The sequence below is a fragment of the Microvirga sp. jy35 genome (assembly GCF_056148915.1).
Map to the genome: position 1 here is coordinate 16,211 of NZ_JBWBEW010000016.1, position 26,721 is coordinate 42,931.

Genomic DNA, 26,721 nt, shown 5'->3' on the forward strand with positions numbered 1-26,721 from the left:
CAGGTTGGACGGAAACCAGGATAACGCATTACGCCTGTCATCACCGGCCTCGTGCCGGTGATCTCGATTGGTTTGAGTGCGGCGTTCTTCAGGCTCGAGATGGCCGGGACTGATCCTCGGATCAAGTCCGGGGACGGCCATGGCATGGGGAGGTCTCAATCACTCCACGAACCAGGGATAGGTCCAGGTCTCCGTCAGGGCCCGGTTGCCGGCTCGCAGGAAGGCCCGCAGGTCCGTGGACTGGCCGGGCTCCAGCCGAACGTCGATGGCTGCGCGGAACCCGTCGATGTGAGGGTTGGGCATGAGGAAGGTGTTGGTGATCTGCCCGGTCGAGGTGGAGGGAACAAGCTGCACCTGCTCCGGCGCGCTGAAGTAATAGGCCAGGTCGCCTCCCGAGAAATCGACGATGAAGCGGCGGTGCCGGGGATCGCTCGGCGCGTTCGAGCCGCTGGCGCGCGGCGGCGTCTGGAAGGTGTTCACCGCCTTCCCGCCCGGATGCATGCCGCCGATCGCGGCCGCGGCCCGCAGACGGTAGGAGATTACGACTTCCTGCCCCGGTTCATAAGGCCGGTTCGGCTGCCAATAGGCGACGATGTTGTCCTGGGTCTCGTCCGCCGTCGGGATCTCCACCAGCTCGACCCAGCCTTCCCCCCATTGCCCGACGGGCTCGACCCAGTAGCCGGGCCGCCGATGGTAATGCGCCTCCAGGTCCTGATAATGCTCGAACACCCGGTCGCGCTGCATCAGGCCGAAACCGCGCGGGTTGTTATCGCTGAAGGACGAGATCGTCTTCTTGTTCGGGTTGCGGATGGGGCGCCAGATCCATTCGCCGGCACCCGACTGCATGAGCAAGCCGTCAGAATCATGCAGTTCCAGACGGAAGTCGTCGGTGGGCTTCCGGTCGTTCTCGCCCTCGAAGTACATGGAGGTGAGCGGCGCGAGGCCTATGTTGTTCAGAACCTGGCGCGGGAACAGCGTGGCCGTAATGTCGATGGTGGTTTCCTTCGACGGATAAATATCGAAGCGGTAGGCGCCGGCGACCGACGGGCTGTCGAGAAGGGCATAGATCACCGCGCGCTCGTCGTTCGGCTTCGGCATCTCGATCCAGAATTCGCGGAAATGCGGAAACTCCTCCGCCTCGCCGCCCTCTACATTGATCGCAAGCCCACGGGCGGAGAGCCCGTATTTCTGGCCGGCTCCGAGGAAGCGGAAATAGCTCGCGCCCAGGAAGGCGATGAGCTCGTCCATCACCTTCGGGTCGTTCAGGGGGTAATGCAGCCGGAAGCCGGCAAAGCCGAGGTTGACGGGGAGCGGCCGCTCGATCTTGTTGCGGCCGTAGTCGAACAGCTCCCGCTGGTAGGGCACCGGCGTCGGCACGCCGTCGCGAATGATGTTCACCGTCACCGGGCGCGGGTAGAGGAAGCCGAGATGGAAGAGCTGCATCCGGAACGGCCCGTTGCCCGAGCCGAGGAGAGCCTTGTCCGGTCGGAAGCGGATGTCACGGTAATCGTCGAAGCTGAGCCGATTGAGGGGCTCCGGCAGCTGGGAAGGGGGAGCCTCGAAGGGAGCCGTCGCCAGCTCGCGGGCCCGGCGCACCACGTCCTCGTAGCGGAAAGGACTGGGCTGCGGCACCCCGTTCTGCTGTGCCCAGCCTTGGCTTGACGCGGACAGCGCGGTGGCTGCGAGCAGGCTTTGCAGGAGGGTGCGGCGGGACAGGTTCGTCATGGCGGTGGAGCGGTTCTCGTCTTGAGGGAGTGGCCGTGCTTCAGGAGCGGAATATGGGGCCGGAGCCCCCATCCGTGTAGCTCGGCCGCTTAATGGAGGCTGAATGGTGATGCGGGCAAGACACAGGTCCCGACAGGGTTAAAAAAATCCTCGGAGCAGGCTCAAAAACTCTTGTGATCCAGATCAAATATGCTTATCTCCCGCTTGCCCAATTTCGCACGTGCCTGTGGTCGTGTGTCGGTTGGTGGGCATCCGGACAAGAGGCCGGACAGCCGCCCGAGAGCGCTCTAGCTCTCGATACCCCTAACCGGCAGCCGGAGGCGAAAACCGGCGCACCTCGTTCTCAACGGGGGACGCGACTTAAAGCAACGACGAACGGGCTTTTTTGGTCTCGTTGGCCCTCCAAAGGTCAACACCGAAGAGGCTTGTTTATCATTGCCAGGCGTGCGGATGGAGTATCCCCATCCAATCCAAGGCAGCATCTCCGGGTGAAGAGCCCGTCGCGCTCCTCGTGTCTCCATCGCACGAAGCGTGATGCCATCTTCCCTCGCTGACGCCGGACGGCAGGACATCCTGATCGTCTGAATTTCAATCCGGAGGCTCCACAAGACCTCCATTGAACCTTTGGTGGGGAGAGCGCCATGACTCAGCGCATCCGTGAATTCCTGCGCAACCGACGTGAGGACGGCCCGTGCGTGGTCGTCGACCTCGACGTCGTGCGCGACAACTACTCCAAGTTTGCCCGTGCGCTCCCCGACACGCGCGTGTTCTACGCCGTGAAGGCGAATCCGGAACCGCAGGTGCTCAAGCTCCTGGCCGAACTCGGCTCGTGCTTCGACACGGCGTCCGTGGTCGAGATCCAGCTCGCGCTCGACGCCGGCGCCACGCCCGACCGCATCTCGTTCGGCAACACGATCAAGAAGGAGCGCGACATCGTGCGCGCCCTCGAGCTTGGCGTGCGCCTCTATGCGGTCGACTGCGAGGTCGAGGTCGAGAAGATCGCTCGTGCTGCAGAGACGGCTGGCATCGAGGCCTCCGACGTGAAGGTGTTCTGCCGCATCCTGTGCGACGGCGCCGGCGCCGAGTGGCCGCTCTCCCGCAAGTTCGGCTGCGTGCCCGAGATGGCCGTGGACGTGCTGGAGCATGCCTATCGTCAGGGCCTCGAGGCTTACGGCGTGTCGTTCCACGTGGGTTCGCAGCAGCGCAACACGGAGGCCTGGGATCAGGCTCTGGGTTCGGCTTCCGCGATCTTCCGTGAATGCGCGCACCGCGGCATCCACCTGTCGATGGTCAACCTCGGCGGCGGCTTCCCGACGAAGTACCTGAAGACGGTCCCGATGGTCGAAGCCTATGGCGAGTCGATCTTCCGGGCGCTGTCGAAGCACTTCGGCAACCGCATCCCGGAGACGATCATCGAGCCGGGCCGCGGCATGGTCGGCAACGCTGGCATCATCGAGGCCGAGGTCGTTCTCGTCTCGAAGAAGAGCCAGGACGAAGACGAGGTGCGCTGGGTCTATCTCGACATCGGCAAGTTCGGCGGTCTCGCCGAGACCATGGACGAGTCGATCCGCTACCCGATCCGCACGGAGCACGATCACGACCGCAAGGTGCCGTGCGTGCTCGCCGGTCCGACCTGCGACTCGGCCGACGTTCTCTACGAGAAGGAGCCTTATCCGCTCCCCGTCTCGCTGGAGATCGGCGACAAGGTGCTGATCGAAGGCACGGGCGCCTACACGACCACCTACTCGGCGGTCGCGTTCAACGGCTTCCCGCCGCTGAAGTCCTACGTGATCTGATTCACGTCCCGCCTGCCTCGTTGAATGAGGCAGGCATCAACCCCAACAGTTGTCCCGGACGGCCTGTTCAGTCTCGAACAGGTGCGAGGGCTGTCGCTCACCCCACGTGTTTTGGGAGGCCACGGCCATGATCACAATCCGCGAAGAAAGCTTCCGCGATGTCGAGCCGCGCGAGGCGCTGCTCGATGCCTGCTTCGGACCCGCCCGGTTCCAGAAGACCTGCGAACGCCTGCGCGAGGGCAGGCTCCCGGCCGACGGCCTGTCGCTGGTCATCGACCGCGACGACGAGGTCATCGGCACGGTGCGCCTGTGGCATGTCTCCGCTGGCCCCAATCGTCCGGCGCTCATGCTGGGCCCGATCGCCATCGATCCGTCCGTGCAGAGCCTCGGTCTGGGTGGAAAGCTGATGCGCGAGGCGCTCAAGCGCTCCGCCGGTCTCGGCCACAAGGCGGTGCTGCTGGTGGGCGACGCGCCCTATTACGAGCGCTTCGGCTTCTCCACGGGGAAGACAGCTCCCCTATGGCTGCCGGGTCCCTACGAGCGCAATCGCTTCCTCGCGCTGGAGCTTGAACAGGGTTCCCTCGACGGTGCGCGCGGCCTCGTCTCTGCCACCGGTGCCTTCGAGCAGAAGCCCGATCTCGATGCCCTCGCGGCCGCTGCCGCGCAGGGTGCCTGGACCGGCATGCGCCAGGCCTACTGACTCGATCCTTCCGAGGGCCGGAGCCGTTCGGCCCTCGGATTCGGCAGCACGAAGGTGATGGCGGCTGCCGCCAGCATGTACACGACGAACCCTAAGCAGATTGCCTCCAGGCTGATCCCGGCATCGAACAGCAGCCCAATGGCGCCGGGCGTTGCGGCCGATGCCACCACCATGATGGCACCTGCGAGCGCGCGGATCTTGCCCAGATGCGTGGTGCCGAACAGTTCTGACAGAACGGCCGCAATGACGACGTTGGTGCAGCCGGAGGTGAGGCCGATCAGACCGAAGAACACGAGAGGCAGAAGCGGAGAATCGAACAGGGCTAGCGCGAGGGATGCTGCCGTCATGCCGGCCAGGTAGAAATGGCTGAGCCGCACTGCCCCGAATCGGTCGACGAAACTGCCCGCCGACATGGCGACGACGACGGAGACCAGAGCAAAGAGGGTGATGCTGCTCGCCAGAAGCTCCAGGGACCAGCCCTTCACCTCGGCGATGAAGCGCTGATGGAAGAAATAGGCTGTCATGATGGCCGGGTAGCCGATCATGATGGGGATCAGCGCGAGAAAGCGCCAGTCGCGCAAGAGATCGCTCCAGCGCGGCCCCGCTTCGCTTGAAGCCTTTTTGCGAGCGGTCTTGTGAAGGTCCGGGTCCTTGCGCCCGATGAGAAGCCCCAGCAGCCAGCCGAGGCCGAGAGCCACGATGATGGCAAGCGCTGCACTGCGCCAGGTGCTCGTCCAGCCGATGGCCGCGATCAGCCCGATGGCAGCGGCCGGAAAGATCGCCTCGCCTGCCGGAAAGCCGAGGGCGGCTACACCCAAGGCCCTGCCGCGGACGCCTTCGTCGAGGCGGGCGGTGCTCATCACGCCCGCATGGCTCAGCATGCCCTGGCCGAAGAGGCGCAGGGCGAACAGGCTCAGGCCCAGCAGGAACACGTTGGGCGCCAGCGACAGGCTGAGCGCCGCTGCCGCCAGGCCGAGCATGGCCGTGGTGGCGTAAAGGCGAATGTCGACCCGGTCAATGACGCCGCCGACCCAGATCATCAGCAGGCCCGAGGAGAGGGTTGCCAGGGAGTAGATGGAGCCGAAGGCGCCATGCGTCAGATCGAAGGCCGAGCGGATATCCGGCCCTGACAGGGAGATGAAGAAGGTCTGCCCGAACGAGGACAGGAAGGTCAGCGCGAAGCCCAGGCCGATCACGCGTCCGTGCTGCAGGAGAAGGTCGTGGAATTTCATCGGATGCGATCAGATCGGAGATGCCAGGGCCTGCCATCATGAAGCCTTGTTGCGCCATGTCGAGGGCGAAATGGACATGGCAGGAATACGATCCGCAGAGAAACGGTCATCCGGTGCCGGGAGGCGGCGCCAGGCATTGACCCCGAGGGCCTCGCAATCCTAGATGCGCCCCATTCGGTATTCAGCGCTGATCGCTTTTCCAGCGCTGCTTTCGCAAGGAGACAGACCTGATGACCACTTGGCCCGTTCATGGTCGCATCACCGGCCCGATCGTGATGATCGGCTTCGGCTCAATCGGCAAAGGCATGCTGCCCCTGATCGAGCGGCATTTCGAGTTCGACAAGAACCGGTTCACAGTCATCGATCCTGTCGACACGGACCGCAGCATGCTCGACGTGCGCGGCGTGACCCTCATCAACAAGGCGCTGACGCCGGACAATTACCGCGAGATTCTCACGCCGCTTCTGACGGAGGGAGGCGGGCAGGGGTTCTGCGTGAACGTGTCGGTGGACACCTCCTCCCGCGCCATCATCGAGCTGTGCCGGGAACTCGGCGCACTCTACATCGATACCGTGGCCGAGCCCTGGGCCGGCTTCTACTTCGACAAAGGCGCAGGCCCCGCCGAGCGCACCAACTACATGCTGCGCGAGAACATCCTCGACGCGCGCCGTCAGTCCCCGGGCGGCCCCACCGCGGTGAATTGCTGCGGGGCCAATCCGGGCATGGTGTCCTGGTTCGTCAAGCAGGCGCTGCTCAACATCGCCAAGGATACCGGCCTCGAGCACGAGGAGCCCAAATCCCGCGAGGACTGGGCGCGCCTCATGCAGCGCGTGGGCGTGAAGGGCATCCACATCGCCGAGCGCGACACGCAGCGCGCCGAGCATCCCAAGCCCATGAACGTCTTCGTGAACACCTGGTCGGTGGAGGGCTTCGTGTCGGAGGGCATGCAGCCGGCGGAACTCGGCTGGGGCACGCACGAGAAATGGATGCCGGAGAACGCCGGCACCCACGACAAGGGCTGCGGCGCGGCGATCTACCTGCTCCAGCCCGGCGCCAACACCCGCGTGCGCTCCTGGTGCCCGACGCCCGGCCCGCAATACGGCTTTCTCGTCACCCACAACGAGGCGATCTCGATCGCCGACTACTTTACCGTGCGCGATGGGGACAAGGTCGCCTACCGGCCGACATGCCATTACGCCTACCATCCGGCCAACGACGCGGTGCTCTCCCTGCACGAGATGTTCGGCAATGCGGGCAAGGTGCAGGAGAAGCACCACATTCTCACCGAGGACGAGATCGTCGACGGCAAGGACGAACTCGGCGTGCTGCTCTACGGCCATGGGAAGAACGCCTATTGGTACGGCTCGCAGCTCTCCATCGAGGAGACCCGCAAGCTCGCGCCCTACCAGAACGCCACCGGCCTCCAGGTGACATCCGCCGTGCTCGCCGGCATGGTCTGGGCGCTGGAGAACCCGAATGCCGGGATCGTGGAGGCGGACGACATCGACTTCCGCCGCTGCCTCCAGGTGCAGACGCCCTATCTCGGCCCGGTTGTCGGCGTCTATACGGACTGGACGCCCCTCGACGACCGCCCCGGCTTCTTCCCGGAGGATATCGACACCTCCGACCCGTGGCAGTTCCGGAACATTCTGGTGCGGTAAAAGCCGTTCATCGTCATCCCCTTCCCGGCCGCAAAGCGGCCGGGAAGGGGATCCATAAACAGTTCGATCTGGATCATGGATTTCCTTCCCCTTCGCTTCGCTCCGGCCGGGAATGACACCTGAGGAATGAGGATGCCCCATTTCGACGAATTCTACGCCAACAAGCTCCGCGGCGGCCTTGGCGTCACAGATGCCGACAGCGTGCTCGATCTGCGGGGCGCCTCGCGGGAGAAGGCGGCAGCCTCGATCCAGGACATGCTGGAGCGCAGCCGCTTTTCGCAAGCCAAGGCGGTGGCCATCCGCCTCGATCCGCCCCCGGAGGGCGGAGGCGAGACCCTGTTCCAGCCTGTCGGCAAGGCGCTGCTCGAGGCCAAGAAGCGCGGCTGGATCGACCGGCTGCAGACCCTGCCGGCACAGGATGGGCTGGGTTTCTATGTGGTTCTGGCCGGCAAGCCGGAGCGTGAGGCCTGAAGCCTCCTCAGCCTTGTGCCGCAGCCTGCCGTGAACGCGGACGCCGGAAGAGGCTGCGCAGGAAGCCCGAGAGCAGAAGCAGGCCGCCCCAGACGGCGACGAAGCCCGCGGCTGCGGACGCGATGCCCTCCTCCGTGACCGGCAGGGCCGGCTCGAAATCGCGGGACACGGCTTCCAGGATATCCGTGTCGCCGTCACGGACCATGAGGGCGATCCGGGAAAAGGAGCCTGCCTCCATCATCGCCGCACGGTGGGTCTCGAGGCGGCCCAGGCGCTCCACATTGGCCTGCATGGCCGCGCCCTGGCGGCTGACGAAATCGTCCGTATTGGAGCGCAGCCGCGTGATCGCGCTCTCCCTGGTTTCACCGCTGAACCTGGCATCCGTGTCGAATCGCTGAACGACCTGGCGCAGCTCGTCGACTGCACCCCCGAGGCGCTGGCGGTATTGCTGCGCAAATTCGGGCCCCTGCGAGGCAGTGACGCCCCCGAGGAGCCCGAGACCGAAGGCGACGATGCGGGCAATTCGAGGCAAGCTTGACCTCCTCAACCGTCAAGAGCGGCGAGGATATCCTGTTCCGCGACTTCGTCGAGCGGCTTGGCGACCTTCAGCGCCCGGGTCTTCCGTCCGGGCTCCATCACCAGAATGACCGTCTCGAGCCCCGGACAGCCGGGATCGTTGCAGGCGATCTCGTTGACCGCGAAGGCCGTATCCGGAGAGGCCTGAAGAGCCGAGCGGGCGAGGTTCTTCACGCGGTCGACGGCCTGCTTGTCGGGCTTCGGCAAACCGAAGCTTCCTCGCATGAAGGCGCCGAAGAGAGCCACTGGCGACCTCATGTTGGCAGGGTCAGGATGCCGGCCTGACCGTCCTCGCACCCGAAGGCGAGACGCCGGCCAGCCTTGTCCCAGGCCATGGCCGTGATGCCGCTGCTCTTGACGGCAGGGCGCACGAGGAGTTCCGACGCGTCCGTCAGGCGGATCAGCAGGATGCAGCCGTCCTCGTAGCCCACCGCCAGAACGTAAGTGTTGGGATGAAAGGCCACCCGACTGACCTTGGCGGGCCGGACGCCGCATTCCCGGGGAGCCTTGCCCATCGGGCCTTCCTTCGACTCGAAGGGCCAGATGATGGCGGCTTCCGCCCCGGAGGTGGCGAACCACTTGCCGTCGCCGGACCAGGAGAAGGAGCGCGTCTTCGAAGGATAGCCGCTCATGCGCATGTGCCCCTTATCGGGGATGAGCCGCCAGCCGTGGAGAGCATTCTCCTGCATGGAGGTCACCACGAAGCGGGCATCGGGCGACCAGGTGATGTCGAGATGCGAGCCCTTCCATTCGAGCCCTTCCGGCTTGGCCTCCACGTTGGGAAACCACAGGGTGGCGCCGTTGTAATGCGAGATCGCAAGCCGGTAGCCCTTGGGTGCAAAGGCGAGGCCGCGGGCCGTAGAGGCAACCTCGAGAGTCTTCTCCCGCCCCTTGTCGTCGCGGGCGATGACCCTCCTGCCCGCCGCATAGGCAAAGGCTCCGCCCAGGTTGACGGCGAGCGCATCGATCCAGGCGCCCTTGCTTTCCGCCAAGGTTTTGGTGGAGCCGTCAGCTCCCGTCACGGCAACGCGGCCGTCGTCGCCACCGGTGATGAAGCGCTCTCCGTCACAAGCTCCGACCAACACACCCGCATCGGGATGGGCATCGACGCGATGGGTCTCGCCGTCCTTTGCCAGCACGACGCCCCCGTCGCCCAGGCCGAAGGCCGCCGTGCCCTTCAGCCAGCCGATGGCCGTCACATGGGCGCCCGCATCCACGGTCGTCACGCTTTGGGTCAGAGACGGAGAGGTTCCTGCAGTCATTGAGCCATTCCTTCAGATGCCTGCCCATAGCACAAATCGGTAAAACGGGAGCAAGATCGTCATGAGGCCGAGACCGGCCTGGCCGGATGTCCGGAAGGACTAAGACCTTTGCGTCTTGGACCCGCCGGGACACCGGACCGATGATGCGCGTTCTCGAATCAGGAGCGTCACAATGCGGATCTTGCCTCTGATCACCCTTGCCATCGCGATCACGATGCCTGTGGGCCTTGCTGCCCAGGAGCAGCGCGGCGCCACACCGACGAGGGAGGTTCTGAAGGCCGCCTGCGAGAGAGACGCTCGTCTAACCTACAGGACAGGCGTCAGGACGCTGCCTGAGGTCCGCGAGCAGATGATGGCCGCTCGCAAAGCCTATGTTCGTGACTGCCTGGTGAAAGGCAGTGCGGCTGCCGGTTGAGCCGCAAGCCCGTTCCGAGACTTCCCGACCCCTATGCCGCGCAGGCGAGGAAGCCTTCGCGGATCGCCTTCTCGTTCAGGTCGCGGCCGATGAAAACGACCTTTGAGGTGTGCTTCTCGCCCGGCTTCCAGTCGCCCTGCACGTCCCCGTCCAGGATCATGTGGACGCCCTGGAACACGAACCGCTTCGGCTCGTCCGGGAACGCCACGATGCCCTTGCAGCGCAGGATGTTCGGCCCCTCGACCTGGGTCAGGTTCGAGATCCACGGCATGAACTTCGCCGGATCGACCTCTCCATCGAGATGCACCGCGACGGATTGCATCTCCTCGTCGTGATGATGGTGGTGGCCTTCCTCCAGGAAGTCCGGCTCGAGCTCGATGATGCGGTCGAGATCGAAGGCTTTGCGGTCGAGCACCTCCGAGATCGGGATGGCGCAATTCTGGGTGCGGTGAACCTTGGCGTAGGGGTTGATGGCGCGGATGCGCGCCTCGACTTCCTCAAGCTCCTGCCCGGACACGAGATCGATCTTGTTGAGGATGATCACGTCGGCGAAAGCGATCTGGTTCTTGGCCTCGGGCGCATCCTTCAGCCGGTCCGAGAGCCACTTGGCGTCGGCCACCGTCACCACTGCGTCGAGACGGGCGGTATCGGACACATCCTGGTCCATGAAGAAGGTCTGGGCCACAGGCGCCGGGTCGGCGAGGCCCGTGGTCTCGACGATGATGGCGTCGAATTTGCCCTTGCGCTTCATCAGCCCGTCGAGAATGCGGATCAGGTCGCCGCGCACGGTGCAGCAGATGCAGCCGTTGTTCATCTCGAACACTTCCTCGTCGGCGCCGACGACGAGCTCGTTGTCGATGCCGATCTCGCCGAACTCGTTGACGATCACGGCGTATTTCTTGCCGTGCTGCTCGGTCAGGATGCGGTTGAGGAGGGTCGTCTTGCCGGCGCCGAGATAGCCTGTGAGGACGGTGACGGGGATCTTGTCGGTCATCGGAGTTTCCAGAAGACTTGAGGTTCGGATGTCATCCCCGGCGGCCTGCACGGCAGGCCGGGAGGGGGATCCAGATTCCAGTGAGACCCTTGTCTGGATTCCCTTCCCTCGCTGCGCTCGCCGGGAATGACACCGAGCGATTCAGCGATGGGGGCGTTCAGCTCGACAAAGCCGCGCTGAACGCCCTTATATTGTGTCTCATCATGTCAATGTAAGTGCCGGCGGGGCCGTTCGGCTCGGACAGGGCGTCGGAATAGACCCTGTCGCCGATCTTGGCACCGGTCTCCCCGGCGATGCGCTCCATGAGGCGGGCATCGGAGACGTTCTCCACGAAGACGGCCGTGATCCTTTCGCGCCTGATCTGCTGGATGATCCGCGCCACATCCTTGGCGGAGGCCTCGGATTCGGTCGAAACGCCCTGGGGCGATACGAAGTCGATGCCATAGGCCGCCTCGAAGTAGCGGAAGGCATCGTGGGACGTGATGATCCGGCGGCGCTCGGCGGGAATGCCAGCAACCAGGCTCTTCACCTCCGCTTCCAGCTCGTCAAGCTGCTTGAGATAGGCGCTCGCATTGGCCTCGTAGGCGTCCTTGCCCGCCGCATCGGCGGCGATCAGCGCATCCCGGACATTCGCCACATAGATCTTTGCATTGCCGATGCTCTGCCAGGCATGCGGATCGGAGCCGCCGTGATCGTGGTGGTGCCCATGCCCGTGGCCGCCATCCTCACCCTTCAGCGGCTTCACGCCCTTGGCAGCCTCGACCCTGGCAGCCTTGGTGCCGGAGGACTTGATGAGGCGATCGATCCAGCCTTCGAATTTCAGTCCATTAGTGAAAACGACCTTCGCCTCCGTCAGGCGGCGTCCGTCCGCAGGCGTGGGCGAATAGACATGCGCATCGCCGTTGGGGCCGACGAGGGTCACCAGGTCGATGCGCTCGCCGCCCACGTTGCGCACAAGGTCGCCGAGGATCGAGAAGGTGGCCACGACCTTCAGCCTCTCGGCAGTCTGCGCCGCTGCCGGCAGCGCAGGTGCGGCGAGGGCCAGGCATCCTGCCAGCAGGGAGACGGCAGATCTTCTCGTCAGCATGGGTCTCGATCCTTCTCAGAAATCAGGCTTCCAGATGCCGGCCGGGCCAGGCGAGCCACAGCAGGCCGCCCTCGCGCCCCAGCACGAGGGAGAACACGTAGATGGCACCGGCCGAGAGGATGATCGCCGGGCCTGCGGGCAATTCCGCATGGAAGGACAGAAGCAGGCCGCTGAACCCCGAGACGATGCCGACCACGACGGCGACGATCATCATCATGGTGATGTCACTGGTCCAGAAGCGGGAAGCGGCAGCCGGCAGCATCATCATGCCCACCGCCAGCAGGGTGCCGAGCGCGTGGAAGCCGCCGACCAGGTTCATCACGACAAGGCCGAGGAAGATCAGGTGCGTCGGCGTCCCGGCCCGACTCACGGAGCGCAGGAAGATCGGGTCCACGCATTCGAGCACGAGGGGGCGGTAGAGAACCGCCAGCGCCAGCAAGGTCAGGGTCGAGATGGAAGCGAGCAGCAGGAGCGTCCCGTCGTCCAGCGCAAGGACCGTGCCGAAGAGCACGTGCAGCAGGTCCACGTTCGAGCCGCGGAGGGACACGATGGTGACGCCGAGCGCCAGGGACAGGAGATAGAAGGCCGCCAGCGAGGCATCCTCCTTCAGCGCCGTGAAGCGGGAGACGAGGCCCGCGGCGACCGCCACGATCACGCCCGCGAACAACCCGCCGACCGTCATGGCCGGCAGCGAGAGGCCGGCCAGCAGATAGCCGACGGCTGCTCCCGGCAGGATCGCGTGAGCCATGGCGTCGCCGGTGAGGCTCATGCGCCGCAGCATCAGGAAGACCCCGACGGGCCCGCCGCCCAGCGCGATGGCCATCACGCCCACGAGGGCGCGCTGCATGAACTCGAATTCGGAAAACGGCGCGTAGAACAGGTCAAGCATAGGAGAGGCCGCCGTTATGCGGCGCTGCGGTGGCACACGTCCGCATGGGGATCGTATGCCTCGACCATGCGCCGGGCCTTCAGGAGGTTCTCCGGGCTCAGGACCTCGGCCGTTTCGCCCCAGGCCACGGGCTCGCGGGCGATGAGCAGGGTCTGCGGGAAGGTGCGCCGGACCATGTCGAGATCGTGCAGCACGGCCACGACGGTGCGGGATTCATCATGCCAGCGGCGGACGAGGTCGAGCAGGTCGGCCGTCGTCTTGGCGTCGATGGCGGTGAAGGGCTCGTCGAGCAGGATGACCGGGGCATCCTGGAGCAGGAGGCGCGCGAAGAGCGCCCGCTGCATCTGCCCGCCCGACAGGGTGGAGATGGGGCGGCGCTCGAAGCCGATGAGGCCCACCGCCGCCAGCGCCTCTTCGATCCTGGTGCGGTCGCGGCGCGCGATGCCGCCGAAGAGGCCCGACTGGGTCCAGAGGCCCATGGCCACGAGGTCGTAGACCGAAAGCGGGAAGGACCGGTCGATCTCGGCCGCCTGCGGCAGATAGGCGATGCCCGAAGCGGGGCCTTTCAGGCGGATATGGCCGTCAAGCGGCTTCAACGTGCCGACGATGCCCTTGAGCAGGGTGGACTTGCCGGCCCCGTTGGGCCCGACCACGGCGATGAGACTGCCGGCCGGGATCTCTCCGTCGAGGTGATGCACGGCAGGCCTGCGGCCATAGCCGAGGGTCACTTCGTCGAACCGGATGGCGGTGGATACTGAAGCCATGCGTTACCCCATCACGCCAAAGACCATCAGCCACAAGCCTGCCAGGATGACGGCGGATCCGGCCAGGCGCTGCCCGACCGAGAGGCGCAGGAGCGAGAAGGTCGGAGCTGCGGCGACCGCCCGGTGCTCGTGGGCATGGGTGTGGCTGTGATGGTGATGGCCATGTGACATGGCCTCCTACATAAACCCATCGGGCGCCGATTTCCAGGGCCGTATAGTATTTTATACGGCCCCTTCAACAATATGGTTTTGCAGGGTTAATCCGAGAGCATCGTTCGGAAAAGTGGATCCGGTTTTCCGCCCGGAACGATGCTCTCTTAGGGGATGAAGCATCGGACCCAACAGTGCAAATCCACTGTTGGGTCCGATGCTTCAGAACGTGGGATGGTACTGATAGAGCCAGGTTTCGCTGAGAACCTCGTTCTCGTTGCGCAGGTAGCAGCGCATCTCCACCGGCTCGGTTCCAGTCACGCTCAGGTCGAACTGGGTCCGCCAGTGGCCGGGCACGTTGTTGGGCACGGCCTCGGTGAGGATGTTCGAGAACTCGCCGCGGGAGGCGGACAGCACGGGCCGGGGGATCACGCCGCTCGGCAGCCGGGTCAGGGGCTGGCCGATGAACTCCACCATGAACTTGCGGACCCCCTTCGGCCGATTGGTGCCGGCCTGCCCGCCATTGCCGAGGCGGGTGGCGATCACCCTGGCCAGGGGCGTGGGATAGGGCTCCTCCGCCGACCAGTGCATGCGGTAGCGCAGCTCGATCGCCTGGCCTGCGCGGACCGGGTCGGCCGGCACCCACATGGCCACGATATTGTCGTGAATCTCGTCGTCGGTCGGGATCTCGACGAGCTGGATGGAGCCGCGGCCCCAGGTGCCCTGCGGCTCGATCCAGAGGGAGGGGCGGCGGTCGTAATAGACTCCGTCGAGGTAATGGTCGAAGTTCCGGTCGCGCTGCAGCAGGCCGAAGCCCTTCGGGTTCTCGTCGGCAAAGGCCGAGGTGATGATGCGCGGCGGGTTGTTGAGGGGCCGCCAGATGCGCTCGCCGGTGCCGGTCCATAGGGCCAAGCCGTCCGAGTCGTGGATCTCGGGACGCCAGTCAACGGTCGTGGCTTTCGCCTTTTCCGAGTACCAGTACATGGAGGTCAGGGGAGCAAGGCCCAGACGGCTCACGTCCTGGCGCATGTAGACCGCGCTGTCGATATCCATGATCACGGCCGCGGCCCGCTGCATGACGAACCGATAAGCGCCGGATACGCTCGGCCCGTCGAGCAGGGCGTAGACCGTGACCGTGTTCGCGCCCGGCTGAGGCGTCTCGAAATACACATGGGTGAAGTCGGGGAATTCCTCGTTCCTGCCGAACACGGCCACGTCCACCGCAAGCCCGCGGGCGGACAGGCCGTACTGGTAGAGCTCGCCGATGGCCCGGAAGTAGGAGGCGCCGAGGAAGGCCACCCAGTCGTTCTTCCTCCAGTCGAGCTTGCCGGTGCGGGCCTCCTGGAAGCGGAATCCGGCAAAGCCGGAATTGTCGGGGAGCTTCCGGGCCGGCGAATCCGCCGGCATGTCGAAATAGTCGCTGTCGTAGACGATCTCGCGGGCCTGCCCGCCCTCGACCACGTGCATGCGCACCGGCTTCTGGAAGAAGCGACCCATATGGAAGAAGGTGACCGGGAAATCGCTCGGCCCGGTGGCCCAGAGCGCCAGATCGGTCTTGAACCGGATCCTGCCGTGGGCATCGTAGTCGATCTGATACAGCACCTCGGGCGAGGGGCTCGGCGGCGCCACGTAGGGGGAGCGTGCCATGTCCTGCGCCCGCTTCTTCAGCTCCTCGAAGGAGAAGGGGGAGGGGGTTCCCATCTTCAGGCCCTGCTGCGCCAGGGCGGCGGAGGGGAACCCTTGAGCCGCCAGGGCGGCCGTGGCGGTTGCGGACTGGAGGAACTCGCGGCGATTGATCATGGATGAGCGCATGTATCTGTGGAGGAACGCACCCCTACCGACCAAGGTGGCAGGATTAAGTCCCTCTTAGCCTCTTGAGAATTCTTCGTCAGCGGTCAAAGTAGCCCCACACACAGGCACAGCGACGACTGTGCCGTAAATTAGGGAGTACGCTATGCATCGAAAAGTCATGCGCCGCCTCATCGGCGCTGCGGCCGCCGTCGCGCTGGCTGGAGCCAGCATCCCGGCCCAGGCCCAGGACTTCATCAACGTCCTGACCGGCGGCACCTCCGGCGTGTACTACCCTCTCGGCGTCGCACTTTCCAAGGTCTTCTCGGACAAGGTGCAGGGCTCGCGTCCGTCGGTCCAGGCCACGAAAGCGTCCGTCGAGAACCTCACCCTCCTGCAGCAGGGCAAGGGCGAGATCGGCTTCACCCTCGGCGACAGCCTCGCCATGGGTTGGGCCGGCGACGAGGAGGCAGGCTTCCGAGGCAAGCTCGACAAGCTGCGCGGCATCACGGCGATCTACCCGAACTACATCCAGATCGTCGCCACGCAGGAATCCGGCATCAAGTCGCTGGCGGACCTCAAGGGCAAGCGCCTCTCCGTCGGCGCGCCGAAGTCGGGCACCGAGCTCAACGCCCGGGCGATCCTCCAGGGCGCGGGCCTCTCCTACAAGGATCTCGGCAAGGTCGAGTATCTGCCCTTCGGTGAATCCGTCGAGCTCATGAAGAACCGCCAGCTCGACGCAACCCTGCAATCGGCCGGCCTTGGCGTATCCTCCATCCGGGATCTGGCCACCTCGGTACCGATCGTCGTGGTGGAAATTCCGGCATCCGTCGTGGACAAGGTCGGCACGCCCTACGTGAAGGCCACCATCCCGGCGAACACCTATGGCGGCCAGACGGCCCCCGTGCAGACCGCCGCGGTGGTGAACTACCTCGTCACCCATTCCGGCGTGAAGGACGAGACCGTCTACCAGATGACCAAGGCGATCTATGACAGCCTGCCGGATCTGTCGGCTGCGCACGCGGCCGCCAAGGACATCAAGCTGGAAAGTGCGCTCTCCGGCATGCCGGTCCCTATGCATCCGGGCGCACAGCGCTACTTCGACGAGAAGGGCGTGAAGAAGCAGGGCTCGTAACCTGCGCCTTCATTGACAATCAAGCCGGGGCAGGTGAACTGCTCCGGCTTTTTCGTGACAAGAACGATCCGTGAGGAGCCGCAGATGAGCCAGGGCGTCAACACTTCGGAACTCGCGCAGATGGAAGCCCCGTCCGAGGCGGTGAATCCGGAACACGGCTTGCCGGAAAGTTTCGGCGAAGGCTTCCTCGGCAGGCTTCTGTTCTGGATCGCCGTCTCGTTCTCCACGTTCCAGATCATCACCTCCTTCGGCATTCCCCTCGATCAGCCCTTCATCGCAGGCTTGAGCCTCACGCACCTTTTCGCCGTCACGATGGCGGCCTGGGCCGCATGGCTGATCGGACTGGCGGTGCGCCGGCGCAGCATCGTCGACGGCATCATGGCCTGGATCGCTATCGCCGTCGCGTTCGGGCTGGTGCTCTGGTTCGGAGGCAGCATGCCGAGCCAGGTGGTGCGCACCATCCATGTGGGCTTCCTGTGCCTCGTGGCCGGCGCGATGATCGCCAATCACCGCTCCGGCTCGTCGTCCCTGCGGGCTGCCGGCTGGGTCGTCGGCTTCGCAAGCTTCCTGGTGGGGCTATACCATTGGGTGAACTACGAGGAGCTGGTCGTCCGCGCCGGCGATCTCACCACCCTTGACCTCGTCGTCGGCATCGCGGCACTCGCCATCCTCATCTATCTCGTCTGGCGCGTGATGGGGCCTGCCCTTCCGATCGTCGCGGGCCTCTTTCTGTCCTACTGCCTGTTCGGCAATTACCTGCCTGCTCCCCTCGATCATCGCGGCTATTCGCTGGAGCAGGTGATCGAGCACATGTCGTTCGGAACGGAAGGCATCTACGGCACGCCGACGCTGGTCTCGGCAACCTACATCTTCCTTTTCATCCTGTTCGGCGCCTTCATGGAGAAGGCCGGCGTCATCGATTTCTTCAACGACATTTCGATGGCGGTTTTCGGCGACAAGCAGGGCGGTCCCGGCAAGGTCTGCGTGGCGTCCTCCGCCCTCATGGGGACCGTTTCGGGCTCGGGCGTCGCCAATGTGGTGGCCTCGGGCCAGTTCACGATCCCGCTCATGAAGCGTTTCGGCTTCAAGTCCGCCTTCGCCGGCGGCGTCGAGGCCACCTCGTCCATGGGCGGTCAGATCATGCCGCCGGTCATGGGAGCGGTAGCCTTCATCATGGCCGAGACCATCGACGTGCCGTATTCGAAGATCGTCGAGGCCGCGATCATTCCCGCCATTCTCTATTTCGCAGCCTGCTATCTCGCGGTGCATCTGGAGGCCGGGAAGAACCATCTCAGGGGACTGCCGAAATCCGAGCTGCCGAATGCCTGGACCGAGATGAAGAAGAAATGGTTCCTCCTCGCGCCGCTCGGTGTCCTGGTCTATCTGCTTTTTGCCGGTTACACGCCGCTCTTCGCAGGCGCAGTGGGTCTGTCTCTCACCGTCGCGCTGATCCTCGGCACCGCCATCGCGGCGGGTTTCGGCACGCCGGCCCTGCGCATCGCGTTCTGGATCGGGCTGGCACTGGTGGCCGCTTATTCGCTCGCCTCCACCGTCACCCTCGTCGTGCTGGTCGTTGCGGCTCTGTCCCTGTGGAACGCGTTCACCGGCAGGGGGCGCACGACCTTGCAGGCCTGCGTCGACGCCATGGCGGACGGCGCGCGTCAGGCTCTTCCCGTAGGTCTCGCCTGCGCGGTGGTCGGCATCGTGATCGGCACCATGACTCTCACGGGTCTCGGCACCATCGTGGGCACCTGGATGATCTCCATCGGCAAGGAGAACATCTTTGCGGCCCTCGTGCTCACCATGATCTTCAGCCTGATCCTCGGCATGGGCATCCCGACGATCCCGAACTACATCATCACCTCGTCGCTCGCTGCGCCCATCCTGCTGCAGCTCGACGTGCCGCTCATCGTCTCGCACATGTTCGTCTTCTATTTCGGCATCATGGCGGACCTGACGCCGCCGGTGGCGCTCGCGGCCTTCGCGGCGGCACCGATGGCCAAGGAATCGGGGCTCAAGATCGGCATCCAGGCGGTGAAGATCGCGCTTCCGGGCTTCGTCATTCCCTACATGGCGGTCTACGATCCCACCCTGATGCTGCAGCCGGTGCCGGGGCTCGAGGGGGCAGGATACTGGATAGCGGTGGTCTACATCGTGGTGAAGGCCTCGCTCGCCATGGTCCTCTGGGGCGTGGCGGCAGTCGGCTATTTCCTCAAGCCCCTATCCTGGTGGGAGCGGATCTGGGCTGCCGTGGCAGCCGGCTTCCTCGTGGCGGCGATCCCGCTGACCGACGAGATCGGCTTCGTGCTCTCCGCCCTGTTCGTCGGCTTCCACGTCTGGCAGACGCGCCGGGTCGCCACGCCCGTCGTCGGTTGATGATCTGCCTCCTGGCCGGCTCCACGATCGCGCCGCTCATGGCTGGCGCGATCACCCTGGCCTGGACGCATTCGGTCGAGAAGATTGCGTGGGAAGAGGACTGGCGCTCAGGCCCGGCAGGCCTCGAGCTCCTTGAGGCGCGCGTCCGCGGCTCCGGTGCCGGGATGGAGCCGCCGCCGGGGGCCAAACTCCTCAACGGTGTGTGGTCGTGGAAGCCGGACCTGCCGCCTCAAGCCCAGGTCATCATGCGCCGCTCGGGCGCCACGGCGGATTGGCGGATCTGCATCTCGGGCCAATGCCAACCAATGGAGGCCTATGTGCCTCCTCAAGCTGACCCGATCGTGATGAAGGTCTGCGACAGGCCTTAGGCGCTGCCGGTCAGGGGCTCGACGGCGACGCAGCGGCGCCAGAGGCTCACGAGAACGTAGAGGGCAAAGAGGCTGAACAGCGCCATGAGGGCGTAGCCCACGTAGTCGCCGAGTTCGAACAGGCCCGCGATGGCCCAGCCGGCGGCAATCGCGACGCCGAAAACCTCCGCGCCCACAAGGATCATGATGCTGATCACGGTGATCACGTTGCGCCAGTTGGTGCTTTTCGCCTGAGCCACTGCTGCCTCACTTCAATATTGTCGGATGGGACTACCCTAAACCGCCCCCCCGGTGCAAGCTCTGCCCGAATCTCATTCTGTCGCGCCTCCCGATCAAGAGCCCATGCCCGAAACACCTGTCTTTTCGACGGCCGCCGTTGCGGCTCCACACAGCCTCGCGGCCGAGACCGGACAGACCATCCTGGCCGCTGGCGGCAACGCGATCGAGGCGATGGTGGCCATGGCGGCCACCATGGCGGTCGTCTACCCGCACATGAATGGCATCGGCGGTGACGGGTTCTGGCTCGTGCGCGAGCCGAAGGGGCGCATCCATGCCCTCGACGCCTCTGGGCCTGCCGGGTCGCTCGCCACGATCAAGCGCTACCGGGAGAAAGGCTATGACGCCATTCCGCCGCGTGGTCCCGAGGCGGCGCTCACGGTTGCCGGTGCCGTCAGCGGTTGGGGCCTTGCGCTCGAACTGTCCCGGGCCCTCGGCGGGCAATTGCCGCTCGATCTGCTGCTCGGAGACGCCATTCGCTTCGCCCGCAACGGATACCCGGTTTCCCGCTCCGAGGAGCGGTTCAAGACCAGCGAGGAGGCCGCCCTCTACGAGGTTCCCGGCTTCGCCGAGGCCTTCCTGGTCGAGGGCAGGAGAGCGCCGGAGGGTACGCAGAGGCGGACGCCGCGCCTCGCCGACACCTTGGAGCAGCTGGCCCATGCGGGCCTTGCCGATTTCTACCGCGGCGACGTGGGGCGGGAGATCGCCCTTGATCTGGAGCGGGTTGGCAGCCCTGTCGTCCGCCGCGACCTGGAGACTTATCGCGCCCGCGTCGTGGAGCCCCTCTCGGTTCGGCTGAAGCACTCCACCGTCTACAACCTGCCGCCGCCGAGCCAGGGACTGGCCACCCTGCTGATCCTCGGCATGGTCGAGGGCCTCAAGGAACTCAGGGGCGAGACGCCCGAACGTCACCATGGGCTCATCGAGGCCACGAAGCGCGCCTTCACCATCCGCGACCGGGTGGTGGCGGATCCTCGGAACCTCGCCCACGACCCGGCCGCCTTCCTGACGCCTCAGGCGCTGGAAAGGGAGGCCACCCTCATCGACATGCGGCGGGCCGCCTCCTTTCCCCTGCCGCGCCCCATCGACGGGGACACGATCTGGATGGGGGCCATCGATCGCGACGGTCTCACTGTCTCCTATATCCAGTCCGTGTTCTGGGCCTATGGCTCCGGCTGCCTGCTTCCTGCGACGGGTGTCCTCTGGCACAATCGCGGCACGGCCTTCTCCCTCGATCCCGCAAGCCGCAACCGGCTGGAGCCGGGCCATCGGCCGCTCCATTCCCTCAATCCGGCCTTGGCCGTGTTCGACGATGGGCGGGTGCTGTCCTTCGGGGCGATGGGCGGCGAAACCCAGCCCCAGTTCCTCAGCCAGATCTTTTCGCGCTACGCCGAGGCCGGCATGGGGCTGGCGGACGCGGTGGACGCGCCCCGCTGGCTGCTCGATGCGAAGCCGCGCGAGCGCGAGGCCGTGCTGAAGGTGGAGAGCCATTTCGACCCCGGCCTGATCCGCGGCCTCTCACGACTCGGGCATAGGATCGAAGAGATGGACGAGGCCTATTCCGGACGCTTCGGCCATGCGGGCATGCTGGTGAAGCACCCGCGCAACGGACGCGTCGAGGCCGTGCACGATCCGCGTTCCGATGGCGGGTCTCTGGGACTCTAGCCAGCCGCCCAGAGGCCATAGAGGAGGCTGAAGCCCAGCACCAGCACGAAGGCGGCGGCGAGCAGTTCGAGCCCTGCAATGGCGATGGCGCCCGATGCGCCGCGCCCGCCGGCGAGCTTCAGGGCCATGGCCTTGAAGAAGACCGCCAGTGCCGCGATGGCGCTGGTGGTGAGCGCCGTGCCCAGCGCCATGGCGAAGGTCGCCGCGATGCCGGCCGCGAACAGGCCCTGCGACAGGGCGAAGACAAGGACGATGAGGGCGCCCGCGCAGGGCCGAATGCCGGCCGCGATGGCCACGCCCGCCATGTCGCGCCAGCGCGTCAGGCGGCTGAGCTCTTCGGGCGGCGGCAGGTAGGCGTGGTCGCAGGTCTCCTGAACGGAGGCGAAAGGATTGCGGGCGAGCGCCATGACGCCGAGAAGCTTGCCGGCCTTGCGCCAGGTGATGACGGCGCCGAGGAGGGTTACCGCAATGAAGCTCGCCAGCTCCACGTTCGTGGCGAGCCTGTTCATGGTGGAGGCGGTCGCCCGCAGCACGAGGCTGACGACCGACACGATGGCGATGGCGACCAGCGCCTGCACCAATGCTGCCGCGAGGCTCAGAATGAAGCCTTTGCGCAAAGCCTTCTCGTCGGCCACCAGATAGGCCGAGATCACGCCCTTGCCGTGTCCCGGGCCGGCCGCATGGAAGACACCATAGGCGAAGCCGACCAGCAGGAGCGAGAAGAAGGCCGAGCCGTTCTCCTTCATCCCGCGCACGCCCGCCTGCAGGCTCGCATAGAACCCGGACTGGACGGAGAGAATCCAAGTGCCGATGCTTCCCGATGGGGCTGCCTCACGCAGGCCCATGCCGAACGGGCTGCGCGGTGGCGGCTTGCTCACAGGCCCAAGCCACAGGCCGATCAGGCCCATCGCAGCGGCCACGACGGCAATGGCGACGAACATGATGCCGAGACGGCGCCAGAGCGGCGCTCGGCTGGCGCTCGGAAGGGCAGGGATGTCGGAGGTCAGGGACATGCGATGATGGCCCTGTTGGAATATTCGATGCCGATGTCCTGCGGCTGGATGGCGCCCTCATCCTGCAGGATCTGCTGCATGGTGGAGTCCAGCGGCTTGGCCTTGGCGATGCTCGTCACGCAGCCTTGAGGCGCATTGGCAAGCGAGATGGCCGCCTGGCCCTCCGTCAGGCTGAAATAGACGAAGAAGGTCGGGTCCTCGATCTCGACGGAGACGGCTCCCGTGGGCGCCACCGGCGCCTTGAGGGGCAGGAGGAAGGACATGGAGACTTGCGTTTTCTCCATGGTCATCCGGGCCTCCCGGGGCGAGTCGAAGGCCTGGGGCTTGCCCCGTGCCTTCAGCACCGTGAAGTAGTCGAACTCATTGAGAGAGGCTGCGTTCTCGTCGGCGAGTTCCTGCAGCTCCTCTGGTGACAGCTTGCCGTCACCATTCTTGTCCAGCCCCTGCGTGACATAGGCCGTGTAGGCTTCATCGAAGGTCCAGTGGTGCCGAACGCCCGTCACCCGCCCGTCGGACGCGAAGACGATCTCGGCCTTGGCGGTGACCCAAACGTGGGGGTGGGCCAGGGCCGGTGAGGACAGGCCCATGCTCAGTGCAGCCAAGGCGGATAGCGGACCGAGATGGCGTGTCATGCGGTTGACCCTGGAACAGCGACGCTGCCGGCGGGAGCCGGAGATGAATGGTGGTATGAGGGTTGTATGGTTAACAGAGGCGAAACAAAGGCGCTTGATTGACGGGAACAGGCATATATGTCAGCATTACTGACATATTCCACACAACAAGACCGGATCACCGGCAGCGGGGCAATGCCCCAGGAGGAAACGGATCATGGCCGAAGGTTCTGGTGCGCTTCGCAGCGTGACCCTCGACGACAAGTACGATCTCACAAAGGATCACGTCTTCATCACCGGAACGCAGGCCGTCATCCGCATGCTGCTGATGCAGCGCGAACGCGACCGGCTGGCGGGCCTCAACACGGCCGGACTCGTATCCGGCTACCGGGGCTCACCCATCGGCGGTCTCGACCAGAACCTGTGGCGTGCCCGCAAGTGGCTGGACCAGTCGAACATCGTCTTCCAGCCTGGCCTCAACGAGGAGCTCGCCGCCACCGCCATCTGGGGGGCGCAGCAGGCCGAGGTTCGCGGCGAAGGCAAGTATGACGGCGTCTTCGGTCTCTGGTACGGCAAGGGTCCGGGCGTCGACCGCTCGGGCGACGTGTTCCGCCATGCGAATATGGCCGGCTCCTCTAGGCACGGCGGCGTGCTGGCGCTGATGGGCGACGACCACACGGCCGAGTCCTCCACGGTCGCACATCAATCCGAATTCCACTTCGTCGACGTGATGATCCCGATCCTGAACCCGGCGGGCGTTCAGGAGATCCTCGATTACGGCCTCTACGGCTATGCCATGAGCCGCTTCTGCGGCACCTGGGTGGCCTTCAAATGCGTGAAGGACAACATCGAATCGACCTCCTCCGTCGATGCATCCCTCGACCGGGTGAAGATCATCATCCCCGATGATTTCACGATGCCGCCGGGCGGCCTCAACATCCGCGGCCGGGACGGCGTGCTCGACCAGGAGGCGCGGCTTCAGGACTTCAAGCGCGACGCCATGCTGGCGTTCGTGCGCGCCAACAACCTGAACCGCATCGTGCTCTCCGGCGGCCGCAACGCGAAGATCGGCATCATCACGGTCGGCAAGTCCTATCTCGACGTACGCCAGGCCCTCGACGAGCTCGGCCTCGACGAGGTGAAGGCCAACGACATGGGCCTGCGCCTCTACAAGGTCGCCTGCCCGTGGCCGCTGTCGCAAGCCGAACTGGTGGACTTCGCGCGCGGCCTCGACAAGGTGATCGTGGTCGAGGAGAAGCGCTCCCTTATCGAGGTGCAGCTGCGCGAAGAGCTCTACGGCACCGCAAACCAGCCCGTCTGCATCGGCAAGAAGGACGAGGAGGGCCGCTGGCTCTTCCCCGTCAAGGGCGCGCTCGATCCCAACGACATCGCCATCGCCATCGGCGAGCGCCTGCTCGCCTATCACAACAACGACGACCTGCGCGGCCGCGTGGCGCGGCTTCGCCATGCGCAGGAGGTACTCGTCGCCACCAGCGACGTCGCAACGCGCACGCCGCATTTCTGCGCCGGCTGCCCGCACAACTCGTCCACCAAGGTACCCGAGGGCATGCGTGCCTATGCGGGCATCGGCTGTCATTACATGGTGCAGTGGATGGACCGCTCGACGGAGGGGTTCACCCAGATGGGCGGCGAGGGCGCGAACTGGATCGGCGAGTCGCCGTTCTCCAAGCGCGGCCACGTGTTCCAGAACCTGGGGGACGGCACCTACAACCACTCGGGCGTGCTGGCCCTGCGCTGGTCGATCCACACCAAGACCAACGTCACGTATAAGATCCTCTTCAATGATGCGGTCGCCATGACCGGCGGCCAGAAGCATGAGGGCGGGCTCACCGTTGACATGATCGCCCGGCAGGTGCGCGAGGAGGGCGTCGAGCGCATTGCCCTCGTCACGGACGAGCCGCACAAGTACCCGAAGGAGATCCGCTGGCCGGCCGGCATGACGATCCACCACCGCAGCGAGCTCGAGGCCGTGCAGCGCCAGCTCGCTGAAGTGCCGGGCGTGTCGGTCATGATCTACGACCAGACCTGCGCCTCGGAGAAGCGCCGCCGCCGCAAGCGCGGCGAGTTCCCGGATCCGGACAAGCGCGTCATCATCAACGATCTCGTGTGCGAAGCCTGCGGCGACTGCTCGGTGCAGTCCAACTGCGTCGCCGTGCAGCCGGTGGAGACCGAGTTCGGCCGCAAGCGCCAGATCGACCAGTCGAACTGCAACAAGGACTTCTCCTGCGTGAACGGCTTCTGCCCGTCCTTCGTGACGGTGCACGGCGCCAAGGTGAAGAAGGCCGTGCCTGAGACGGTGTCTACGGAGGGCATGTCATTCAAGCCGCTGCCCGACCCGGTGATTCCCGCCATCGACCGCACCTTCAACGTCATCGTGACGGGGGTGGGCGGCACCGGCGTCGTCACCATCGGGGCGATCCTCGGCATGGCGGCGCATCTGGAAGGCAAGGGCCTCGGCATGATCGACATGGCCGGCCTCGCCCAGAAGGGCGGCGCGGTCTACAGCCATGTGCGCCTCGCCAACAATCAGGACGACATTCACGCCATCCGCGTGAGCGCGGAATCCGCCCATCTCGTGCTCGGTTGCGACCTCGTGGTGACCGGCACCAAGAAGGTGCTGGCCGCCGTGAAGGAGGGTCAGACCGTCCTCGTGGTGAATACGGCGGAAGTAATGCCCGGCGAGTTCACCCGCAACGCGGATTTCTCCCTGCCGACGGAGCGCCTGAAGCGCACCATCAGGTCGGCGGCCGGACCGGAAGGCGCGTCCTTCGTCGATGCGACGGCGATTGCCACCGCGCTTCTCGGCAATGCGATTGCCGCCAACATGTTCATGCTGGGCTATGCTTACCAGACCGGCCGCGTTCCGCTCTCGGGGGCTGCCATCGAAAAGGCCATCGAGCTCAATGGCGAAGCGGTGAAGATGAATCTCGCCGCCTTCACCTGGGGCCGCCGTGCGGCCGCCGAGCCCGAGCTCATCGCCTCCGTGATCGGCGAGCTGAAGGCGCCGACCGAATCGCGCAAGCTGTCCGAGACCCTGGACGAGGTGATCGAACGGCGCGTCGCTTTCCTGTCGGGCTATCAGAGCAGGCGCTACGCCCGGCGTTACAGCACCCTGGTCGAGCGCGTGCGCGCGGCGGAGGACAAGGCCGTGCCGGGCTCGACGGCGCTCACCGACGCGGTGGCACGCTCGCTCTTCAAGCTCATGGCCTACAAGGACGAGTACGAGGTGGCGCGCCTCTACACGAACGGGCATTTCGAGAAGCAGGTGGCATCGGCCTTCGAGGGCGAGAACCTGACTTACGAATTCCACATGGCGCCGCCCGTTCTTGCCAAGAAAGATCCGGTCACCGGCGTACCGCGCAAGATGAGCTTCGGGCCATGGATGCTCAAGGCCATGGGCGTTCTGGCAAAGTTCAGGCGGCTTCGCGGCACGCCGCTCGACGTCTTCGGCTACACCCACGAGCGCCGCACCGAGCGTCAGCTCATTCGCGAATTCGAGGGGCGGATCGGGGAGATCATCGCGGGGCTCAATGCCGGCAATCACGCCACGGCCATCGGCCTTGCCGGCATCCCGCAGAAGATCCGCGGCTTTGGTCATATCAAGGAGCGGAACTTGAAAGCCGCAAAGGCGGAGGAGGCCGATCTGCTGGTCAAGTTCCGCAGCGACCCGCAGCCGCTGCCGGTTGCGGCGGAGTAAAGAACCTACTCCGCACATCCTACAATTTACGTCATGGCCGGGCTTGTAC

The 26,721-nt window shown here is 65.4% G+C and carries 24 protein-coding genes; 10 read left to right on the top strand and 14 right to left on the bottom strand.

Going from position 1 to position 26,721, the window contains the following annotated elements; genetic code table 11:
- Positions 1 to 159 precede the first annotated feature (159 nt).
- Positions 160 to 1,725 carry an OpgD/OpgG family glucan biosynthesis protein gene (locus tag AC0QTX_RS13765; RefSeq protein WP_474604392.1) on the bottom strand — a complete coding sequence of 522 codons (1,566 nt, stop codon included), beginning with the start codon at positions 1,723 to 1,725 and terminating at the stop codon, positions 160 to 162.
- A gap of 641 nt (positions 1,726 to 2,366) precedes the next feature.
- Between AC0QTX_RS13765 and AC0QTX_RS13770 the strand changes: the two genes are divergently transcribed.
- Together AC0QTX_RS13770 and AC0QTX_RS13775 are read left to right on the top strand one after the other, a co-directional pair.
- Positions 2,367 to 3,521: a type III PLP-dependent enzyme gene (locus tag AC0QTX_RS13770; protein ID WP_474604393.1), complete on the top strand. Its 1,155-nt coding sequence runs from the start codon at positions 2,367 to 2,369 to the stop codon at positions 3,519 to 3,521.
- A gap of 127 nt (positions 3,522 to 3,648) precedes the next feature.
- The gene (locus AC0QTX_RS13775; RefSeq protein WP_474604394.1) at positions 3,649 to 4,221 is read left to right on the top strand and encodes a GNAT family N-acetyltransferase; all 573 of its coding nucleotides are present in this window, start codon (positions 3,649 to 3,651) and stop codon (positions 4,219 to 4,221) included.
- Here the strand turns inward: AC0QTX_RS13775 and AC0QTX_RS13780 are convergent.
- A complete protein-coding gene (locus AC0QTX_RS13780) occupies positions 4,215 to 5,453 on the bottom strand; it encodes an MFS transporter (protein WP_474604395.1) in 1,239 nt (412 codons plus the stop codon). The two genes, AC0QTX_RS13775 and AC0QTX_RS13780, sit on opposite strands and share 7 nt — an antisense overlap.
- Positions 5,454 to 5,683: 230 nt before the next feature.
- On the opposite strand from AC0QTX_RS13780, the gene AC0QTX_RS13785 reads away from it, so the two are divergent.
- Positions 5,684 to 7,114, top strand: coding sequence for a homospermidine synthase (locus AC0QTX_RS13785; RefSeq protein WP_474604396.1), 1,431 nt, complete (start codon positions 5,684 to 5,686; stop codon positions 7,112 to 7,114).
- Between the two features lie 132 nt (positions 7,115 to 7,246).
- A complete protein-coding gene (locus AC0QTX_RS13790) occupies positions 7,247 to 7,585 on the top strand; it encodes a hypothetical protein (RefSeq protein ID WP_474604397.1) in 339 nt (112 codons plus the stop codon).
- Positions 7,586 to 7,592: 7 nt separating this feature from the next.
- On the opposite strand, the gene AC0QTX_RS13795 is transcribed toward AC0QTX_RS13790, so the two are convergent.
- Genes AC0QTX_RS13795 through AC0QTX_RS13805 form a run of 3 tightly spaced genes read right to left on the bottom strand, consistent with a single transcriptional unit; the run spans position 7,593 to position 9,423 of the window.
- Positions 7,593 to 8,117, bottom strand: a complete 525-nt coding sequence (locus AC0QTX_RS13795) for a DUF2937 family protein (RefSeq protein ID WP_474604398.1) — start codon at positions 8,115 to 8,117, stop codon at positions 7,593 to 7,595.
- 11 nt (positions 8,118 to 8,128) lie between these two features.
- On the bottom strand, positions 8,129 to 8,407 hold the full coding sequence (locus tag AC0QTX_RS13800; protein ID WP_474604399.1) for a hypothetical protein: 279 nt from the start codon (positions 8,405 to 8,407) through the stop codon (positions 8,129 to 8,131).
- 8 nt (positions 8,408 to 8,415) lie between these two features.
- Positions 8,416 to 9,423 carry a WD40 repeat domain-containing protein gene (locus AC0QTX_RS13805; RefSeq protein ID WP_474604400.1) on the bottom strand — a complete coding sequence of 336 codons (1,008 nt, stop codon included), beginning with the start codon at positions 9,421 to 9,423 and terminating at the stop codon, positions 8,416 to 8,418.
- Between the two features lie 172 nt (positions 9,424 to 9,595).
- On the opposite strand from AC0QTX_RS13805, the gene AC0QTX_RS13810 reads away from it, so the two are divergent.
- Positions 9,596 to 9,838, top strand: a complete 243-nt coding sequence (locus tag AC0QTX_RS13810) for a hypothetical protein (RefSeq protein WP_474604401.1) — start codon at positions 9,596 to 9,598, stop codon at positions 9,836 to 9,838.
- Between the two features lie 31 nt (positions 9,839 to 9,869).
- Here the strand turns inward: AC0QTX_RS13810 and AC0QTX_RS13815 are convergent, their stop codons facing one another.
- The 6 genes from AC0QTX_RS13815 to AC0QTX_RS13840 all read right to left on the bottom strand — a co-directional run bounded on the left by AC0QTX_RS13815 (position 9,870) and on the right by AC0QTX_RS13840 (position 15,522).
- Positions 9,870 to 10,832: a CobW family GTP-binding protein gene (locus tag AC0QTX_RS13815; RefSeq protein WP_474604402.1), complete on the bottom strand. Its 963-nt coding sequence runs from the start codon at positions 10,830 to 10,832 to the stop codon at positions 9,870 to 9,872.
- A 157-nt stretch (positions 10,833 to 10,989) separates the two neighbouring features.
- Positions 10,990 to 11,919 carry a metal ABC transporter substrate-binding protein gene (locus tag AC0QTX_RS13820; RefSeq protein WP_474604403.1) on the bottom strand — a complete coding sequence of 310 codons (930 nt, stop codon included), beginning with the start codon at positions 11,917 to 11,919 and terminating at the stop codon, positions 10,990 to 10,992.
- A 22-nt stretch (positions 11,920 to 11,941) separates the two neighbouring features.
- On the bottom strand, positions 11,942 to 12,808 hold the full coding sequence (locus AC0QTX_RS13825) for a metal ABC transporter permease (protein WP_474604404.1): 867 nt from the start codon (positions 12,806 to 12,808) through the stop codon (positions 11,942 to 11,944).
- Between the two features lie 14 nt (positions 12,809 to 12,822).
- Complete coding sequence (gene aztA, locus AC0QTX_RS13830) at positions 12,823 to 13,572, bottom strand: zinc ABC transporter ATP-binding protein AztA (protein WP_474604405.1); 750 nt, start codon at positions 13,570 to 13,572, stop codon at positions 12,823 to 12,825.
- Positions 13,573 to 13,575: 3 nt separating this feature from the next.
- Complete coding sequence (locus AC0QTX_RS13835) at positions 13,576 to 13,743, bottom strand: hypothetical protein (protein ID WP_474604406.1); 168 nt, start codon at positions 13,741 to 13,743, stop codon at positions 13,576 to 13,578.
- Positions 13,744 to 13,944: 201 nt separating this feature from the next.
- Positions 13,945 to 15,522, bottom strand: a complete 1,578-nt coding sequence (locus AC0QTX_RS13840; protein WP_474604407.1) for an OpgD/OpgG family glucan biosynthesis protein — start codon at positions 15,520 to 15,522, stop codon at positions 13,945 to 13,947.
- 169 nt (positions 15,523 to 15,691) lie between these two features.
- On the opposite strand from AC0QTX_RS13840, the gene AC0QTX_RS13845 reads away from it, so the two are divergent.
- The 3 genes from AC0QTX_RS13845 (at position 15,692) to AC0QTX_RS13855 (ending at position 19,389) form a co-directional block, all read left to right on the top strand.
- Entirely contained in the window at positions 15,692 to 16,645 is a 954-nt protein-coding gene (locus AC0QTX_RS13845) for a TAXI family TRAP transporter solute-binding subunit (RefSeq protein WP_474604466.1), read from the top strand.
- 84 nt (positions 16,646 to 16,729) lie between these two features.
- Positions 16,730 to 19,021, top strand: a complete 2,292-nt coding sequence (locus AC0QTX_RS13850) for a TRAP transporter permease (protein ID WP_474604408.1) — start codon at positions 16,730 to 16,732, stop codon at positions 19,019 to 19,021.
- A complete protein-coding gene (locus AC0QTX_RS13855) occupies positions 19,021 to 19,389 on the top strand; it encodes a DUF1850 domain-containing protein (protein ID WP_474604409.1) in 369 nt (122 codons plus the stop codon). The genes AC0QTX_RS13850 and AC0QTX_RS13855 overlap by 1 nt, the downstream gene beginning before the upstream one ends.
- Here AC0QTX_RS13855 and AC0QTX_RS13860 read toward each other — a convergent pair.
- Positions 19,386 to 19,574: a hypothetical protein gene (locus tag AC0QTX_RS13860; RefSeq protein WP_474604467.1), complete on the bottom strand. Its 189-nt coding sequence runs from the start codon at positions 19,572 to 19,574 to the stop codon at positions 19,386 to 19,388. The two genes, AC0QTX_RS13855 and AC0QTX_RS13860, sit on opposite strands and share 4 nt — an antisense overlap.
- A 157-nt stretch (positions 19,575 to 19,731) precedes the next feature.
- Here AC0QTX_RS13860 and AC0QTX_RS13865 point away from each other — a divergent pair, with 157 nt between their 5' ends.
- Positions 19,732 to 21,330: a gamma-glutamyltransferase family protein gene (locus AC0QTX_RS13865; protein ID WP_474604410.1), complete on the top strand. Its 1,599-nt coding sequence runs from the start codon at positions 19,732 to 19,734 to the stop codon at positions 21,328 to 21,330.
- Here the strand turns inward: AC0QTX_RS13865 and AC0QTX_RS13870 are convergent.
- Both AC0QTX_RS13870 and AC0QTX_RS13875 read right to left on the bottom strand, forming a co-directional pair.
- The gene (locus tag AC0QTX_RS13870; protein WP_474604411.1) at positions 21,327 to 22,343 is read right to left on the bottom strand and encodes a nickel/cobalt transporter; all 1,017 of its coding nucleotides are present in this window, start codon (positions 22,341 to 22,343) and stop codon (positions 21,327 to 21,329) included. The two genes, AC0QTX_RS13865 and AC0QTX_RS13870, sit on opposite strands and share 4 nt — an antisense overlap.
- The gene (locus AC0QTX_RS13875) at positions 22,334 to 22,975 is read right to left on the bottom strand and encodes a DUF1007 family protein (protein ID WP_474604412.1); all 642 of its coding nucleotides are present in this window, start codon (positions 22,973 to 22,975) and stop codon (positions 22,334 to 22,336) included. Before AC0QTX_RS13875 ends, AC0QTX_RS13870 begins: the two co-directional genes overlap by 10 nt.
- A 196-nt stretch (positions 22,976 to 23,171) precedes the next feature.
- On the opposite strand from AC0QTX_RS13875, the gene AC0QTX_RS13880 reads away from it, so the two are divergent.
- Positions 23,172 to 26,672: an indolepyruvate ferredoxin oxidoreductase family protein gene (locus AC0QTX_RS13880; protein WP_474604413.1), complete on the top strand. Its 3,501-nt coding sequence runs from the start codon at positions 23,172 to 23,174 to the stop codon at positions 26,670 to 26,672.
- The last annotated feature ends 49 nt before the right edge of the window (positions 26,673 to 26,721 follow it).

Excerpts from the sequence above, each read along its gene's own strand:
- AC0QTX_RS13765 (WP_474604392.1), bottom strand. The coding sequence starts at position 1,725 with ATGACGAACCTGTCCCGCCGCACCCTCCTGCAAAGCCTGCTCGCAGCC.
- AC0QTX_RS13770 (WP_474604393.1), top strand. The coding sequence starts at position 2,367 with ATGACTCAGCGCATCCGTGAATTCCTGCGCAACCGACGTGAGGACGGC.
- AC0QTX_RS13775 (WP_474604394.1), top strand. The coding sequence starts at position 3,649 with ATGATCACAATCCGCGAAGAAAGCTTCCGCGATGTCGAGCCGCGCGAG.
- AC0QTX_RS13780 (WP_474604395.1), bottom strand. The coding sequence starts at position 5,453 with ATGAAATTCCACGACCTTCTCCTGCAGCACGGACGCGTGATCGGCCTG.
- AC0QTX_RS13785 (WP_474604396.1), top strand. The coding sequence starts at position 5,684 with ATGACCACTTGGCCCGTTCATGGTCGCATCACCGGCCCGATCGTGATG.
- AC0QTX_RS13790 (WP_474604397.1), top strand. The coding sequence starts at position 7,247 with ATGCCCCATTTCGACGAATTCTACGCCAACAAGCTCCGCGGCGGCCTT.
- AC0QTX_RS13805 (WP_474604400.1), bottom strand. The coding sequence starts at position 9,423 with ATGACTGCAGGAACCTCTCCGTCTCTGACCCAAAGCGTGACGACCGTG.
- AC0QTX_RS13810 (WP_474604401.1), top strand. The coding sequence starts at position 9,596 with ATGCGGATCTTGCCTCTGATCACCCTTGCCATCGCGATCACGATGCCT.
- AC0QTX_RS13815 (WP_474604402.1), bottom strand. The coding sequence starts at position 10,832 with ATGACCGACAAGATCCCCGTCACCGTCCTCACAGGCTATCTCGGCGCC.
- AC0QTX_RS13820 (WP_474604403.1), bottom strand. The coding sequence starts at position 11,919 with ATGCTGACGAGAAGATCTGCCGTCTCCCTGCTGGCAGGATGCCTGGCC.
- AC0QTX_RS13825 (WP_474604404.1), bottom strand. The coding sequence starts at position 12,808 with ATGCTTGACCTGTTCTACGCGCCGTTTTCCGAATTCGAGTTCATGCAG.
- aztA (WP_474604405.1), bottom strand. The coding sequence starts at position 13,572 with ATGGCTTCAGTATCCACCGCCATCCGGTTCGACGAAGTGACCCTCGGC.
- AC0QTX_RS13835 (WP_474604406.1), bottom strand. The coding sequence starts at position 13,743 with ATGTCACATGGCCATCACCATCACAGCCACACCCATGCCCACGAGCAC.
- AC0QTX_RS13840 (WP_474604407.1), bottom strand. The coding sequence starts at position 15,522 with ATGATCAATCGCCGCGAGTTCCTCCAGTCCGCAACCGCCACGGCCGCC.
- AC0QTX_RS13845 (WP_474604466.1), top strand. The coding sequence starts at position 15,692 with ATGCGCCGCCTCATCGGCGCTGCGGCCGCCGTCGCGCTGGCTGGAGCC.
- AC0QTX_RS13850 (WP_474604408.1), top strand. The coding sequence starts at position 16,730 with ATGAGCCAGGGCGTCAACACTTCGGAACTCGCGCAGATGGAAGCCCCG.
- AC0QTX_RS13855 (WP_474604409.1), top strand. The coding sequence starts at position 19,021 with ATGATCTGCCTCCTGGCCGGCTCCACGATCGCGCCGCTCATGGCTGGC.
- AC0QTX_RS13860 (WP_474604467.1), bottom strand. The coding sequence starts at position 19,574 with ATGATCCTTGTGGGCGCGGAGGTTTTCGGCGTCGCGATTGCCGCCGGC.
- AC0QTX_RS13865 (WP_474604410.1), top strand. The coding sequence starts at position 19,732 with ATGCCCGAAACACCTGTCTTTTCGACGGCCGCCGTTGCGGCTCCACAC.
- AC0QTX_RS13870 (WP_474604411.1), bottom strand. The coding sequence starts at position 22,343 with ATGTCCCTGACCTCCGACATCCCTGCCCTTCCGAGCGCCAGCCGAGCG.
- AC0QTX_RS13875 (WP_474604412.1), bottom strand. The coding sequence starts at position 22,975 with ATGACACGCCATCTCGGTCCGCTATCCGCCTTGGCTGCACTGAGCATG.
- AC0QTX_RS13880 (WP_474604413.1), top strand. The coding sequence starts at position 23,172 with ATGGCCGAAGGTTCTGGTGCGCTTCGCAGCGTGACCCTCGACGACAAG.